The following is a 15,256-nucleotide window of genomic DNA, read 5'->3' as shown; positions in this document are numbered from 1 at the left end:
ATGGCTTGCCCCGCGCTCGCGGCTCTGCGATGGAGGCGCCGCAGCTTTCCCGAAGAGGATACACCTGACGATGATCATTCCACGCAACCGCATGGCCTCCCTTGCCGCCGTGCTGATGCTCACCGCATGCAGCGGACTCAGCGGCGATGCCGGACTGGACATTCCCGATGTTGCCGATGGCGATATTTCAGAAGCGACGATGAAGGATGTGACGCGCCAGCTGGCATCGGACGAATTCGAAGGGCGCATGCCCGGCACGGCGGGCGAGGAAAAGACTGTCGCGCTGTTGATCGAGCGCTTCAAGGCGGCCGGTCTGGAGCCGGGCAACAATGGCTCATGGGTGCAGGAAGTGCCGCTGGTCGAAATCACCGGCAAGGACTTCGCGCCGCTCACGATCAAGGGCGATGGCGTGAACCTGTCGTATGATTTCGGGACCGAATGGGTCGGCGTGACCTATCGCGAGGATGCCAAGACCGACCTCAAGGACAGCGATCTGGTGTTCGTGGGTTACGGCATCAACGCGCCCGAACGCGGCTGGAACGATTACGAAGGCGTCGACGTCAAAGGCAAGACTGTGGTCATACTGGTCAACGACCCCGATTGGGAAACGCCGGGGCTGACCGGCCCCTTCAACGGCCGCGCGATGACCTATTACGGGCGCTGGACCTACAAGTATGAGGAAGCCGCCCGGCAAGGCGCTGCCGGTGCCCTGATCGTGCATGACACCGAACCGGCGGCCTATGGCTGGAATGTGGTCGAATCCTCCTGGACCGGCCCGCAAGCCTATGCCCAGCGCGGCGAGAACGCTCCGCCGCTGACCGCAATGAACGGGTGGGTGCAGAAGGACGTCGCGCGCGCAATCCTCGGCGCCGCCGGGCAGGACCTCGATACACTGAGCGCGGCGGCGAAGCAGAAAGGCTTCAAGCCGGTCCCGCTTGGCCTGAAGGCCGGGACCAGCTTCGCCAACGACATCCGCTCCTATGCCTCGAAGAACGTGATCAGCTTGATGCGCGGCACCAAGCGGCCCGATGAATATGTCATCCACACCGCCCATTGGGATCACCTTGGCCGCTGCACACCGGCCGAGGATGGCGACGATATCTGCAATGGCGCGGTCGACAATGCCACTGGCACCGCGGCGCTCGTGGCGCTGGCCGAAGCCAATGCCAAAGCAGGCGCGCCAGCGCGCAGCCTGGTGTTCCTGGCGGTCACGGCTGAAGAACAGGGCCTGCTCGGCGCCAATTACTATGCCGAGAACCCCGTCTTCCCGCTGGCGCAGACCGTGGGCGGCCTGAACATGGACGCCTTCCAGGTGATGGGCGAAGCGCGCGACGTGACTGTTGTCGGCGGCGGCAAGTCGCAGCTCGACGATTTCCTCGCGGCGGGCCTCAAGGCAGTCGGAAAGGTCGCGACGCCGGACCCGACCCCCGAGGCGGGCTACTATTATCGCTCGGACCACTTCGCGCTGGCCAAGAAGGGCGTGCCGATGTTCTATTTGCGCGACGGGCAGGACCTGATCGACGGCGGCAAGGAAGCCGGGGCAGCAGCCAACTCAGACTATCGCGCCAACCGCTACCACGGACCGAAGGACGAGTTCGACGAGAATTGGGACTGGTCGGGCGTGATGAGCAATCTGCAGCTCGTCTATCGCTTGAGCCGGATGCTGGCCGAAAGCACCAGCTGGCCCAATTGGAACGAAGGCGATGAATTCCGCGCCACCCGCGACGCGGAATGCGCGGCGAGCAATGTCGGCTGCTGAGCCGATAACGCGCAGTTGCTGAAGACCGTCCGATGACCCGCAATGTCATGCCGCCCGAATGGGCGCCACAGGAATGGCTGTGGATCGGCTTTCCGCACCTGGCCGATGAATGGCCGGGCTGGCTTGAGCCCGCACAGGAGCAAATCGCCGCCTTTGCCAACGCCGTGGCCGAAAGCGGGCAACAGGTGCGGCTGCTGGTGCGCGACGAAGCCAATGAAGCGCGCGCGCAGGCACTGGTGTCGAGCAAGGTAACGCTCGAGCGACGGGCCTATGGCGACGTGTGGCTGCGCGACACCGGCCCGCTGGTGCTGGGTGATGGTACAGCACTGCGCTGCCGCTTCAACGGTTGGGGCGGCAAGTATCTGATGCCGGGCGATCAGACGATCGGTGCCGAGCTGGCGCACGATACAGGCCTGAAGGTCGTCGAATCCGATTGGGTCTTGGAAGGCGGCGCGGTCGACGGCGACGGGACCGGCACGGTGCTGACGACAGAGCAATGCCTGCTTAATCCCAACCGCAACCCGCAGCTTTCGCGAAGCGAGATCGAAGATCGGCTCGCGCGCGACCTCGGCTTCACCCGGACGGTGTGGCTCGGCGATGGGCTCATCAACGACCATACCGATGGCCATGTCGACAATCTCGCGCGCTTCGTGGCTCCGGGCCAAGTCGTGCTGCCGCGCGCGACCGGGAGCGACGATCCCAATGCCGCGATCTATGCCGATGCGAAGGCACGCATCCTGGAAGCAGGGCTCACGCTGCACGAAATCCCTTCACCCGGCCTGATGACCCGCGATGGAGCGATCGAACCGGCAAGCTATGTCAATTTTGCCATCACCACGCACCTCGTCATTGTACCGACCTTCGGCTCGCCGCACGATGAGGAGGGGGTTGCGGCAATCGCCGCGCTGTTCCCCGACCGGGATACGGTGGGCTTGCCCGGCGATGCCGTACTCGCAGGCGGCGGCGGCTTCCATTGCGCCAGCCAGCAGATGCCCCTTCTGACGGGAATTTAACGACCCGTTAGGATTCAGGCGCGCATACTCTGGCCATGTCCAAGGTCATTACCCTTACGCGCGCGGTCCGGTTGGCGGACAAGGTCGCAGAGGCCCGGATCGAAGTGCTCCGCTCCATGCTGGTATGCACTTGCGCCGTGGCACTCATCGCTGCCGACCGCGCGCTTCCTTTCTGACCCGTCAGGACAGGCGCGCAAGCGCGGCGATAGCCGTGCCGCCCAGAATCACAGCCACCAGGAAACGCCAGGTCGCATCGCCGATCGCGTCCGACGCCTTTTCGCCCAGCCAGTTGCCGAGCAGGATTGCCGGGAACAGCACAATCGCGAGCAAGGCGATGCTGAGGTCGAAATGGCCCAGCGCAATGCCCGCTAGCGAGCCCGACACCGACGCGATCGTGAAAACCAGCAGCATCGAGGCCTTCACCACCTCGCGCGGGAGCTCGCGCCCGACATAATAGGGCACGACTGGCGGGCCCGGCATTCCGGCGAAACCCGTCAGCAAGCCCGCAACGGTCCCCACGCCGGCTGTCGCGAACATCCCCGGCGCAGTGGATGACCTGCGCGGAAGGAAGATCGCCGCGAAGGCGAGCAGCGCTATCATTGCGATCACCAGCCTCGCCAGTGCCGGATCGGTCGCCGCCAGCAGCCACAAGCCGACAGGCGTCGCCAGCATGATGAAGCCACCGATTATCCAAGCCGACCGTTCCGAATGGCCGATCAGGCGGCGCAATTCGACCAGCCCGATCATCACCCCCAGCGCATTGGCGACCAGCACTGCATGGACGGGGTCGAGCGCCAGCGCGAGCACCGGCACCAGCAGGATCGCCATGCCGAAGCCGGCAAGCCCGCGCACCACCGCGGCTCCGAAAGCGGCGCCCAGCCCGGCGAGGAGCTGCGCCGTGCTATAGGCGTTGAGCAGCTCCAAGCGGCGTTCAGGCCTGCGCGAGGTCCGGCGGCGTCGCCGCCGCCGTCAGCATGGCAATCGCGTCATCGAGGCTCATCACCTTCTGGTGCTCGACGCCGAGCGTGCGCACTGCAACGCTGCCTTCCTCGGCCTCGCGCTTGCCCACCACCAGCAGGTGCGGAACCTTGGCGAGCGAGTGCTCGCGCACCTTGTAGTTGATCTTCTCGTTCCTGAGGTCGCTGTCGACGCGGATCCCGGACGCTTCAAGCTTGGCCACCACGTCCTTCGCATAGCCGTCAGCATCGGACACGATCGTCGCCACCACCGCTTGCACCGGCGCAAGCCACACCGGCAACCGCCCGGCGAAGTGCTCGATCAAAATGCCGATGAAGCGTTCGTAGGAACCGAAGATCGCGCGGTGCAGCATCACCGGGCGGTGGCGCTCGCCATCTTCGCCGACATAGCTTGCATCGAGCCGTTCGGGCAGCACGCGGTCGGACTGGATGGTGCCGACCTGCCAGGTGCGGCCGATCGCGTCGGTCAGGTGCCATTCGAGCTTGGGCGCATAAAAGGCGCCTTCGCCCGGCAGTTCTTCCCAGCCATACTCTTCGGTCGCCAACCCGGCGTCGATCACCGCCTGGCGCAGCTCGGCTTCGGCCTTGTCCCAATCCGCGTCCGAGCCGTAACGCTGGTCAGGGCGCAGCGCGAGCTTGATCTGGTAGGTAAAGCCGAAGTCCTTGTAGATCCGGTCGGCGAGTTCGCAGAACTTGCGCACTTCTTCGACGATCTGGTCCTCGCGGCAGAAGATATGCGCATCGTCCTGCGTGAACTGGCGCACGCGCATCAGCCCATGCAGCGCGCCATGCGGCTCGTTGCGGTGGCAGCAGCCGTTTTCATAGAGGCGCAGCGGCAGGTCGCGATAGCTCTTGATGCCCTGGCGGAAGATCAGCACATGTGCCGGGCAGTTCATCGGCTTGAGCGCCATCCACTCGGCGTCGTCCGACACCAGCGGGCCTTCATCCTCGGTATTGGGCACTTCATCGGGGATGACGAACATGTTCTCGCGATATTTGCCCCAGTGGCCGGACTGTTCCCACTGGCGCGCGTCCATCACCTGAGGCGTCTTGACCTCCTGGTAGCCGGCGGCGTCGATCGCGCGGCGCATATAGGCTTCGAGCGCGCGCCACACCTTGTAGCCATGCGGGTGCCAGAAGACCGAGCCGTGCGCCTCTTCCTGCAAATGGAACAGGTCCATCTCGCGGCCTAGCTTGCGGTGGTCGCGCTTGGCGGCCTCTTCAAGGCGCGTCAGATGCTCGTCGAGTTGCTTCTTGTTGAGCCAGCCGGTGCCGTAGATGCGCGTGAGCTGCGCATTGCGCTGGTCGCCGCGCCAATAGGCGCCCGCGACACGCATCAGCTTAAAGGCCTGCGGATCGAGCTTGCCGGTGCTGGCGAGGTGCGGGCCGCGGCACATGTCGAGCCAGTCGTCACCCGACCAATAGACCGTCAGTTCCTCGCCTTCGGGAAGTTCGGCGGCCCATTCGGCCTTGAAGCTTTCGCCATCTGCCTTCCACTTGGCGATCAGGTCTTCCCGGCTCCACACTTCGCGGCGCAGCGGCTTGTCGGCGCGGATGATCTCGCGCATCTTTTCCTCGATCGCGGGCAGGTCATCCATCGAGAAGGGATCGCGGCTGGCGGGCGCCATCACGTCATAATAGAAACCGTCGTCGGTCGCCGGGCCGAAGGTGATCTGCGTACCGGGCCACAGCGCCTGCACCGCTTCGGCGAGCACATGGGCATAGTCGTGGCGAACCAGCTCGAGCGCATCGGCCTCGTCGCGCGCGGTGATCAGCGCCAGCTCGGCATCGCCATCGAAGGGACGGCCGATATCGCGCACTTCGCCGTTCACGCGCGCTGCCAGCGCCGCCTTGGCCAGGCCTGGGCCGATCGCAGCCGCGACGTCCGCCGGGGTCGAACCCCGTTCCATTTCGCGCACCGAACCATCGGGCAGGCTGATCTTGAGCATTTCCGTCATCGAACTCGTCCGTTTCCTTGTCGCGCGGCGCTTGTTGCGGCTCGCACTTGGCGGCGCCATGGCACAGAGGCGCGCGCGCTTGAAGAGCGGTGTCGGTCAATTTGCAAATTTTCGGGAGGCTGACACCCAGGCCACCCGAAACCGGGTGGCGGGATCTGCGATTAACGCGCGACCATCCGCCCCCGGGCATCCGAGGTGGTAGTGGTCACTGTAGTGGTCAGCAGCTTGGCCATGCGCGCCCATTAGCAGGGTAATGGTTGCGAGTCACTTACTTCGGCAACCGACCCTTGTTGCTTTCGCCTCCCGCTGGAAAGCTAGCCAGAAAAGGACTGCGAGCCGGCATTGCTCACCATGCGATGCGTTCCCGCAAGCCGCGTGGAGCGCTGGCGGATAGTGTCCACAAAGCGAAACTCGTTGCTCGCAGCCCCGGGCGTCAATTCGAGCACCATATAGCCACGCTGCGAAGTGTCCGCCCATTTGAGCTGCGGGCTCGCGGCAACGACCATTTTCGCGAAATCATCCGGCTTCAGCATGGGCAGCGAGCTTTCGAGGCCCGGTGAGGCAACCGACTGCACGCCGAACTCGACGCCCGCTTTCGTGCCGTCATGTTCAAGCTCGAAGGCCCAGGCATTATGTGTATCGCCAGCGAGCACTACCAAATTCGCGTCTGCGGCGAGCGAAGCTTCAAGCAGCCGCTCCCGCGCCGCCGGATAGCCGTCCCACGCATCCATGTTGGAGGGTAGGCCCACCTTGCTGGCAAGCCCCGCGAGCGCCACCCGGCGGCGGGCATAGTCGGGCACGCCATCGCCAAGCCCTTCGGCGAGGCCCGGCGGGCTCAACAGCGGGCCCATCAGCACTTGCTGGACCAGCACCTGCCATTGCTTGCCCGCGCCGCGCGACGCCTTGAGCCCTTCACCCAGCCATGCCTCCTGCGCCGCGCCGAGCAATTGCCGCTTGGGATCGCCATAGGGGCCGTCGCGAAACGCCGTCAGCGCTGCCGCCACCTGTTCGGGCGACCTTGCACCGGCAACGACAGCGCCAAGATCGAACTGCTGCTCGCGCCCTTCCAGCCGCGTATCGAGCCGGAACAGAGTGGCGAGATCGCCCACCTCATATTGCGTATAGGTCTCGTCGGACACCGGCAGCCACTCGCGCCAGGCGCGCTTGGCGGCGGCCTTGCGCATTTCCCAATCGCCTTCAATGTCGCTCTGGTGATTCTGCGCGCCATCCTTCCAGCTGTCATTGGCGGTTTCGTGATCGTCCCAGATGCAGATCATCGGCAGCGACTGGTGGATGCGCCGCAGATCGGGATCGCTGCGATAGGTGGCGTAGCGCAGCCGGTAGTCCGCCAGCGCAACGATCTCGCCTTCGGGCCAGAGCAATCGGTCCGGGTGCGCTTCCTGCGCGGACGGATAGGTGCCGCGCCCATATTCGTAGATATAGTCGCCGAGGTGCAGCGCCAGCTCGACATCGTTCGCTTCGGCGGCGTGGGCATAGGCGTTGAACCAGCCGAATCCGTAATTCGAGCAGGAGAACACGGCCATGCGGAAGCGATCGAGCTTGCCTTCGGGCAGAGTGCGGGTGCGGCCGACGTCGGACATCGACCCATCCGCCGCGATGAAGCGGTAATAATACCATTGCCCGCTGCGGAGGCTGTCAGCCCAGGACTTTGCGCACCAGTCGCTCTCAGCTCGGGCCAGCGCACTGCCTTCTGCCACCACATTGGCGAAATCGGCATCCTCGCTGACTTGCCATTCGAGCGCCACGTCCTGCTGACCGACATAGCGGGTCCACAGCAGCACCTTGTCCGGACCGGGCTCGCCGCTGGCGACGCCATGGGTGAAACCCGTGCCGAAACTCTGCGCGGCGAGCGGCGCAGCAGCGCTTGCAGCTGCCAGCCCGCCGAGCCTGAACAGATTGCGCCGGGTGAGTTGTGCGGCGGGAAGCATAGGCGAAGCGGGGGTGTCATTCTTGATCATTGGATGGCGATACGCCGCGGGAATGGCGCGTCAATGACAATCGCAAGCGCGCAGCCCCTTGCGCTGGAGCCAGGGGCGCGGGCATGAAGCGCGGCATGAACGACATCCAGTTCCACTCGATGCTCGATGGGCGCCGCATCGCCTATCGCTTCACGCCCGGCACCGGCCCCGCGCTGGTGTTCCTGCCCGGCTATATGTCGGACATGGAAGGCGGCAAGGCGACCGCAGTGTTCGATAAGGCACGCAGCGAAGGGCGTGCCTGCCTGCTGCTCGATTATTCGGGCTGCGGCGCGAGCGACGGGGACTTTGCCGATGGCACATTGTCGCGCTGGCGCGACGAGGTTGTGGAGCTGGTCGGTGCGATCGTCGATGGCCCGGTGGTCCTGATCGGATCGTCGATGGGTGGCTGGCTCATGCTGCTCGCGGGCAAGAAACTGGGCGAAAGGCTGGCCGGCCTGGTCGGGATCGCCGCCGCGCCCGACTTCACCGATTGGGGGCGCAGCGAGGCCGACAAACAGCGTCTGGCTGTCGGCGAGACCGTGCTCGACGACAATCCCTATGGCCCCGAGCCCACGCCGATGCACCCGGGCTTCTTCGCCGACGGGCAGGGCCAATTGCTGCTCGACAGCGAGATTCCGCTCGATTGCCCGGTGCGGCTACTCCACGGCCAGCGCGACGAGGTTGTGCCGTGGGAAATCAGCATGCGGCTGGCGCAGGCGCTCCGTTCGGACGATATACAGGTAACGCTCGTCAAGGACGGCGACCACCGCCTGTCGCGCGACAAGGACATCGCCTTGCTGCTGCGCCAGGCATGGAGCCTGTTCGATTAGGAAATGCCCGCAATGCCCCTAACCACCGTGCTGTTGCCGCTGCTCATGCAAGTCGGGTTCGATCCGACCCAGGGCGCGATTCCCGACTATTCGGCCGAAGTGCAGGATCGCCCGCCGCGCGCCTCGTCGGTGATCGATGCCCCGCAACCAACCAGCTGGCTCGGCCAATGCCTCGCTCAACTGGACGAAGATCCGGCACGCGCGCATGTGCAGGCGCAGATTCGCCGCGACACGACTTCCGGCGACGAGCGCGTCTACGCCAATCACTGCCTGGGGCTGGCTTCGACCGAGCTTGGCCGCTGGGAAGAGGCGCGCGCCGCTTTCACCGCTGCCCGGCAGGAAACCCCGGATGACGATCCGCGGCTGCGCGCCCGCTTCGGCGCGATGGCGGGCAATGCCGCGCTGGTAACCGGCGACATGGCGGGCGCACTCGACCTGCTCGGCGCCGCGCGCACCGATGCCATCGCCGCCCAGGCCGGTACTTTGCAGGCGCTGATCGCGCTCGACCGAGCGCGGGCACTGGTCGGCGCGGGCGAGCTCGAAGCCGCTGAAGCGAGCCTTGCCGAAGCACGCCAATTGCAACCCGAAGACAGCGAGACACGGCTGCTTTCAGCCACGCTGCTGCGCCGGATGGACCTGCTCGAAGAAGCCCAGGCGCAGATCGAGGAGGCCGCGCGGCTCGCTCCGCTCGACCCGTCGATCGGGCTCGAGGCAGGCGTGATCGCCATGCTGTCGGGACGCGAAGCGGCGGCGCGCACAAGCTGGCAGTCGGTGATCGATATCGACCCGCAAGGCGAGGAGGCCGGCACTGCGAAGCGCTATCTCGAACAGCTTGGGCCACCCGCCGCGCAGGAACCGCAGCCATGACTGCGCTTTCGGTACTCGACCTCGTCCCCGTACGCGAAGGCGGCACCGTGGCCGAGGCCCTTCAAGCCGCGACCGAGCTGGCAAAGGCGGCCGAGCGCTGCGGCTACAAGCGGTTCTGGGTGGCCGAGCACCATGCGATAGACGGCATCGCGGGCGGCGCGACCTCGGTCGTGCTGGCGCATCTCGGCAATGCCACCAGCACGATCCGGATCGGTTCGGGCGGAATCATGTTGCCCAATCATACTCCGTTCCAGATTGCCGAACAGTTCGGCACGCTGGACGCGCTGTTTCCGGGCCGCATCGATCTGGGCCTGGGCCGCGCGCCTGGCGCCGGGCCGGAACTGCAGCGCGCGCTGCGCAAGAATTTGCACCAGGCCGCCGAGATGTTCCCGCAGGACGTGCTGGAACTGCGCGCACTCATCACCGGCGATGTCGAACTGCCGATCCATGCCACCCCGGGGCACGGCGCCAATGTCGAATTCTGGATGCTCGGATCGAGCCTGTTCGGCGCGCAGCTAGCGGCACGGCTGGGGATGCCCTATGCTTTCGCGGCGCATTTCGCACCCGACCAGCTTGATGACGCGCTGGCGCTCTATCGCCGCGATTTCCAGCCGTCCCAACAGCTCGATCGCCCGCATGTGATGGTGGCGATGAATGTTTTTGCGGCGGAAACCGATGCTGAGGCCGAACTGCTCGCCACCAGCCAGCAGCAGAGCTTCGTGCGCTTGCGGACCGGCAATCCCGGCAAGCTGCCGCCGCCGATCGAAGGATATCGCGAAGCCCTGCCTGCAAATGCGCAGGCGATGCTCGACCATCTGGGGCAAGCTGCGGCAGTTGGCAGCGTCAGCACCGTGCGCGCGAAAGTGGCGGCTTTCATCGAACGCACCGGGGCCGACGAAATCATCGTTTCGGGTGCGACTTTCGATCCCGCAGCGCGGATCCGCTCGCTCGAGCTGACCATGGAGGCGATGCGTCGCTGATCTCACACGCTTCGCGCCGGCGCCGTAAGGGAAAGGCCATGCAGATCGGGCCATTCTGTTGTACGGATGAGCACGCCTGCAGGGCGATTTTGTCGCTTGCGGGTGCGCAGCCATGAGCCTATCGGCGCATGATTGCTACACGAGAAGAGAATAAAATTTCTCTCGCAGGGGAGCAGGACGATGGCTTCGAAGACCAGTGGTGTTCCCGGGAAAACTGCCAAGGCGAGCGCCGCGCCTCCCGACTCACCCATGGCGGCAGAACTGGCGCGATGCATGCGCGACTCGATCCTGCCCGGCGACACGCCCTTCTCGCCAACATCGCTGAAGCGAGCGGCGCAATTCGTACTCGATGCCGCGAGCGTGCGCGAGGCCGGACGCTCGGCGCTGTCGATGGTCTCTATCGCGGGTGACCGGCGCTTCCTGCGGATCGCTGTCATCAATGATGACATGCCTTTCCTGGTCGATTCGGTTGCAGCCGCGATTTCGGCGCAAGGCCTTGCGATCGACCGTCTGGTTCATCCGGTGATCCCGGTGGAGCGCGATGCGTCCGGAAAGCTGGTTGCGCTGCCCAAGGGCAAGGACGCCGAAGGCGCAGCGCGCGAATCGATGATCTATCTCGAGACCGAGCGGGTCGACGCGCGCCAGCGCCGCGAGCTTGAGAAGCGGTTGCGCATCACCCTCACCGATGTTCGTGCCGCTGTGCAGGACTGGGGGAAGATGCAGGCAGCAATGGCCGAGGACAAGGAGCAGCTGGCCGATCCGGAGAACGTCGCGCTGCTCGAATGGTTCAACTCGGGCATGCTTACCCAGCTTGGCCATCTCACTCGCAAGCGCGATGGCAGCAATTCCAACCTGCTCGGCATATGCCGCAAGAGCGCAAAGGAACTTCTGGCAGACAATTCCTTTGAGCGCGCCTTCGCCTGGTTCGAGCAGGGCCGCCGCGACGGCAGGCTGTGCGATCTTCTGATCGTCAAGTCCAACCGCGTGGCGAATGTCCATCGCCGGGTGCCGCTTGACCTCTTAATCGTGCCCATCCGCGAGAATGGAAAAATCACGGCACTTTCGGTCCACGCCGGATTGTGGACCAGCGCCGCGCTCGCCAGCCCGCCGGACAAGATACCGCATTTGCGCCATGCGCTGGGCGAAGTCGGCACCAAACTCGGTTTCCATGCGGGCGGCCATGCCGACAAGGCATTGGTGCATGCCTTCACCGCGCTGCCGCACGACCTCCTGATCGGCTTCAAACCTACCGATCTAGAACGCATCGTCACCACCATGATGAGCCTGGTCGATCGGCCGCGACCGCGCCTGGCGCTGGTCGAAGCGCCGCTGGCCCGCCACTTGTTCGCTTTCGTATGGTTCCCGCGCGACATGGTTTCGACGCAGGTTCGCCAGCAGATCGAAGGCATGCTGGCTCATCACGAAGGCGTCGAACTGCTCGACTGGAGCCTTGAGGTCGAAGGCGGCAATCTGGCGATGCTGCGCTTCGTGCTCGACATTCGCGGTTCGACGTCGCCGCTCGACGAAGCTATGCTCGAAACGCATCTGCAGGACATGCTGCGCGGCTGGCGCGAAGCGGTCGAACAGCACCTTGCCGAAATCGACGATCCTTCGCGCGCCGCGGCGATCGCAGCGCGCTATGCGCCGGCATTCCCTGTCAGCTACCGGACCGAGCATGGTGCAGTCGAAGCGGCGATCGACATCTGCCGGTTGCGCAGGCTGATCGCCAACGAAACGCGCACGCGCGACGCGCGGCTGTGCCACTTGCCCGGCGATCCGTCAGGCCAGCTGCGGCTCAAGGTGTACCAGCAGCAGGGCGCTCTTCCTCTGTCCGATGCGGTCCCCGCGCTCGAGAATTTCGGATTCCGCGTGCTTACCGAAGTGCCGACCTCGCTCGACCGTGGCGAGCTCGGCACGATCCATGACTTCACGCTTGGCCTGCCCGAGGGCGAAGACGGTGACGCGTTGCTCGAGCGCTCAGCGATCATCGAGGAAGCGATCGCTGGCGTACTGAGCGGCGAGAACGAGAACGATCCGTTCAACCGGCTGGTCATCGGCACCGGTCTGTTCGCGCATGAGGCGGACTGGCTGCGTGCCTTCTATCGCTATTTGCGGCAGGCCGGGATCAGCTACACGATCTATACTGTGGTTGATGCGCTGGCGCATGCCCCGCAAGTGACGCGGGAGATGATCGCGCTGTTCCGCGCGCGCCACGATCCCAATTTTGGACCCGACCGCGAAAAGGCCGCGCAATTCGCGCGCGATGGCATCCGCCGTGGCCTTGCCAAGGTCAATGCGATCAATGACGACCGGTTGCTGCGGTTGTACCATGCATTGGTCGAAGCGATCCTGCGCACCAATGCCTTCGCCCCCGCGGCCGAAGAGGCACTGGCGTTCAAGATCGATTCCTCGCTCGTCCCGAACCTGCCCAAGCCCGTGCCATGGCGCGAGATCTGGGTCTATTCGCGGCGAGTCGAAGGCATCCATTTGCGGGCCGGCCCGATTGCCCGCGGCGGCCTGCGCTGGTCCGACCGGCGCGACGACTTCCGCACCGAAATCCTAGGGCTGTTGAAGGCGCAGAAGGTCAAGAACGCCGTGATCGTGCCTTCGGGCGCGAAGGGCGGCTTCTATCCCAAGCTGCTGCCTTCGCCGCAAAAGGACCGGGCGGGCTGGGCCGCTGAAGGCCAGGCCAGCTACGAAGTGTTCATCCGTACGCTGCTGTCGGTCACCGACAATCTGGTGCGCGGCAACGTCGTGCACCCCGAGCGCGTTCAAGTGCTCGACGGCGAAGACCCCTATTTCGTGGTCGCGGCCGACAAGGGCACCGCACGCTTTTCGGATGTCGCCAACGGCATCGCGCAATCGCGTAATTTCTGGCTGGGCGACGCTTTCGCCAGCGGCGGCTCGAACGGCTACGACCACAAGGCGATGGGCATCACCGCCAAGGGCGCGTGGGTGTCGGTGCAACGCCACTTCCTCGAAATGGGCGTCGACGTGCAGCGCGATCCGGTCCGCGTGGTCGGCTGCGGCGACATGTCGGGCGACGTGTTCGGCAACGGCATGCTGCTGTCGAAGGCAATCAAGCTGGTGGCCGCATTCGACCACCGCCACATCTTCATCGATCCCGATCCGGATCCGGCGAAGAGCTGGAAGGAACGCCAGCGGCTTTACGACCTGCCGGCTTCGAGCTGGGAAGACTACAAGGCTGAACTGATCTCGAAAGGCGGCGGGGTCTATCCGCGCAGCGCCAAGAGCATCAAGCTGTCGAAACAGGCGCGCGAGGCACTCGATATCGAAGCGACCGAGCTCGATCCCGATGCGCTGATCAATGCGATCCTGAAGAGCCCGGTGGACCTGATCTGGTTCGGCGGCATCGGCACCTACATCAAGGCCGAAAGCGAAAACAATGTCCAGGTCGGCGATCCGGCCAATGACGCGCTGCGGGTCGATGCGGGGCAGCTGCGCGCACGGGTGATCGGCGAAGGCGCGAACCTCGGCGTGACGCAGGCAGGCCGCATCGCCTTCTCGCTAAAGGGCGGGCGCATCAATACCGACTTCATCGACAATTCGGCAGGCGTCGATTGCTCGGACAATGAAGTCAACATCAAGATCGCGCTGGCTGCCGCCGAACAGGCCGGGAAGCTGACGCCGAAGAAGCGCAACAAGCTGCTCGAAGACATGACCGACGAGGTCGCGGCGATCGTGCTCGAAGACAACCGGCTGCAAGCGCTGGCGCTGTCGATCGCCGAAATGGGCGGGGTGCAGGCAACCGCCTCGCACGTCCGTCTGATCGAGAAGCTCGAGGAGATGGGCGCGCTCGATCGCAAGACCGAAGGGCTGGCCGATCACGAAACCTTCTCGCGCCGCGCGAGCGAAGGAAAGGGGCTGACTCGCCCCGAGCTGGCGATCCTGCTGTCCTCGGCGAAACTGGTGCTGCAGGATGCGATCGAGCAGAGCGAACTGGTGCGCGACAAGGCACTGGAGCCGCTCCTGATCGGCGCTTTCCCGCAAGCTCTCCAGCATTCCTACCGCAAGGAAATCCTCAGCCACCGGCTGCGCAATGAATTGATCGCAACCAAGCTGGCCAATCGCATCGTCAACCGCATGGGGCTGATCCACCCGTTCGAACTGGCCGAGGAGGAAGGCGTAAGCCTGGCGCAGGTCGCGTCTGCCTTTGTGGCGGTCGAAGACCTGCTTGGCCTTGGAGAGATCTGGCCGGCGATCGAACGCGCCGACATGTCCGAAACCGCACGACTGACGCTGCTCGAACGCGCCGCCGCCGCGATGAGTTCGCATATGGCAGACCTTATTCGCCATAGCAGCGCGAGTGTAGCTCCCAGCGAACAGGTCAAGGCGCTGGGCAAGGGCATGGCCTTGCTTGAACAGCATTCGGAGCAATTGCTCTCGCCTGCGATCCGCAAGCGCTCGGCGCAGTCGTGCGAGCATTTCGTCGACCTTGGTTCGCCGCGCACGCTTGCGAACAAGGTGGTCCACCTGTTCGAGATCGACGGCTCGATCGGCCTCGCCGGGCTGGCGCGCGACAGCGGCATCGCGCCGCATGTGCTGACGCATGCCTTTATCGAACTCGGCGCCAGGCTGGGGCTCGACTGGGCGCAGCAGACCGCCGAAGACATGGCCCCGTCCGATCCGTGGGAGCGCCTGCTGGTCAACGGGCTGGCGCGTGATTTCCAGCACATGCGGCTCGATTTCCTGCGGCGGCGGGCCAATCGCAAGGCCGGCCCGGCGGCTGCGGTGCAGCAATGGCTCGAACAGCATGAGTCGTCCGTGTCGCAATTCCGTTCGATGATCGGACGGGCGCAATTGCACACGCCGGTGGCTCCGGCGGTACTGGCGCAGATCTCGATCCAGGCACGCAACCTGCTCGACCGCTGA

General features: G+C 65.0%; 10 protein-coding genes. 7 read left to right on the top strand and 3 right to left on the bottom strand.

The genetic code is table 11. The annotated features are described in order from the left end of the window. Positions 1 to 70 precede the first annotated feature (70 nt). Genes VRS74_RS02190 through VRS74_RS02180 form a run of 3 tightly spaced genes read left to right on the top strand, consistent with a single transcriptional unit; the run spans position 71 to position 2,948 of the window. Positions 71 to 1,759, top strand: a complete 1,689-nt coding sequence (locus VRS74_RS02190) for a M28 family metallopeptidase (protein ID WP_354143604.1) — start codon at positions 71 to 73, stop codon at positions 1,757 to 1,759. Between the two features lie 32 nt (positions 1,760 to 1,791). Further along, positions 1,792 to 2,772, top strand: a complete 981-nt coding sequence (locus tag VRS74_RS02185) for an agmatine deiminase family protein (protein WP_354143603.1) — start codon at positions 1,792 to 1,794, stop codon at positions 2,770 to 2,772. 35 nt (positions 2,773 to 2,807) lie between these two features. Further along, positions 2,808 to 2,948: a hypothetical protein gene (locus VRS74_RS02180; protein WP_354143602.1), complete on the top strand. Its 141-nt coding sequence runs from the start codon at positions 2,808 to 2,810 to the stop codon at positions 2,946 to 2,948. 4 nt (positions 2,949 to 2,952) lie between these two features. On the opposite strand, the gene VRS74_RS02175 is transcribed toward VRS74_RS02180, so the two are convergent. The 3 genes from VRS74_RS02175 to VRS74_RS02165 all read right to left on the bottom strand — a co-directional run bounded on the left by VRS74_RS02175 (position 2,953) and on the right by VRS74_RS02165 (position 7,686). Beyond that, complete coding sequence (locus VRS74_RS02175; protein WP_354143601.1) at positions 2,953 to 3,696, bottom strand: TSUP family transporter; 744 nt, start codon at positions 3,694 to 3,696, stop codon at positions 2,953 to 2,955. Between the two features lie 7 nt (positions 3,697 to 3,703). Then, on the bottom strand, positions 3,704 to 5,707 hold the full coding sequence (gene thrS, locus VRS74_RS02170; protein WP_354143600.1) for a threonine--tRNA ligase: 2,004 nt from the start codon (positions 5,705 to 5,707) through the stop codon (positions 3,704 to 3,706). 314 nt (positions 5,708 to 6,021) lie between these two features. Beyond that, complete coding sequence (locus tag VRS74_RS02165; RefSeq protein WP_354143599.1) at positions 6,022 to 7,686, bottom strand: alkaline phosphatase D family protein; 1,665 nt, start codon at positions 7,684 to 7,686, stop codon at positions 6,022 to 6,024. A gap of 95 nt (positions 7,687 to 7,781) precedes the next feature. On the opposite strand from VRS74_RS02165, the gene VRS74_RS02160 reads away from it, so the two are divergent. The 4 genes from VRS74_RS02160 (at position 7,782) to VRS74_RS02145 (ending at position 15,256) form a co-directional block, all read left to right on the top strand. Further along, positions 7,782 to 8,516, top strand: a complete 735-nt coding sequence (locus VRS74_RS02160) for an alpha/beta fold hydrolase (protein ID WP_354143598.1) — start codon at positions 7,782 to 7,784, stop codon at positions 8,514 to 8,516. Positions 8,517 to 8,528: 12 nt separating this feature from the next. Then, positions 8,529 to 9,383: a tetratricopeptide repeat protein gene (locus VRS74_RS02155; protein ID WP_354143597.1), complete on the top strand. Its 855-nt coding sequence runs from the start codon at positions 8,529 to 8,531 to the stop codon at positions 9,381 to 9,383. Further along, a complete protein-coding gene (locus VRS74_RS02150; RefSeq protein WP_354143596.1) occupies positions 9,380 to 10,363 on the top strand; it encodes an LLM class flavin-dependent oxidoreductase in 984 nt (327 codons plus the stop codon). Before VRS74_RS02155 ends, VRS74_RS02150 begins: the two co-directional genes overlap by 4 nt. A 180-nt stretch (positions 10,364 to 10,543) precedes the next feature. Continuing rightward, positions 10,544 to 15,256 (top strand): NAD-glutamate dehydrogenase, encoded by a 4,713-nt coding sequence (locus VRS74_RS02145; RefSeq protein WP_354143595.1) that lies wholly within the window; start codon positions 10,544 to 10,546, stop codon positions 15,254 to 15,256.

It is taken from the genome of Altererythrobacter litoralis, assembly GCF_036324225.1.
GTDB classification, from domain to species: Bacteria; Pseudomonadota; Alphaproteobacteria; order Sphingomonadales; family Sphingomonadaceae; genus Erythrobacter; species Erythrobacter litoralis_A.
This window is presented reverse-complemented; position numbering and strand designations above follow the sequence as displayed.

Coding starts and splice junctions, on each gene's coding strand:
- VRS74_RS02165 (WP_354143599.1), bottom strand. CDS start 7,686: ATGATCAAGAATGACACCCCCGCTTCGCCTATGCTTCCCGCCGCACAA.
- VRS74_RS02160 (WP_354143598.1), top strand. CDS start 7,782: ATGAACGACATCCAGTTCCACTCGATGCTCGATGGGCGCCGCATCGCC.
- VRS74_RS02145 (WP_354143595.1), top strand. CDS start 10,544: ATGGCTTCGAAGACCAGTGGTGTTCCCGGGAAAACTGCCAAGGCGAGC.
- thrS (WP_354143600.1), bottom strand. CDS start 5,707: ATGACGGAAATGCTCAAGATCAGCCTGCCCGATGGTTCGGTGCGCGAA.
- VRS74_RS02190 (WP_354143604.1), top strand. CDS start 71: ATGATCATTCCACGCAACCGCATGGCCTCCCTTGCCGCCGTGCTGATG.
- VRS74_RS02155 (WP_354143597.1), top strand. CDS start 8,529: ATGCCCCTAACCACCGTGCTGTTGCCGCTGCTCATGCAAGTCGGGTTC.
- VRS74_RS02185 (WP_354143603.1), top strand. CDS start 1,792: ATGACCCGCAATGTCATGCCGCCCGAATGGGCGCCACAGGAATGGCTG.
- VRS74_RS02150 (WP_354143596.1), top strand. CDS start 9,380: ATGACTGCGCTTTCGGTACTCGACCTCGTCCCCGTACGCGAAGGCGGC.
- VRS74_RS02180 (WP_354143602.1), top strand. CDS start 2,808: ATGTCCAAGGTCATTACCCTTACGCGCGCGGTCCGGTTGGCGGACAAG.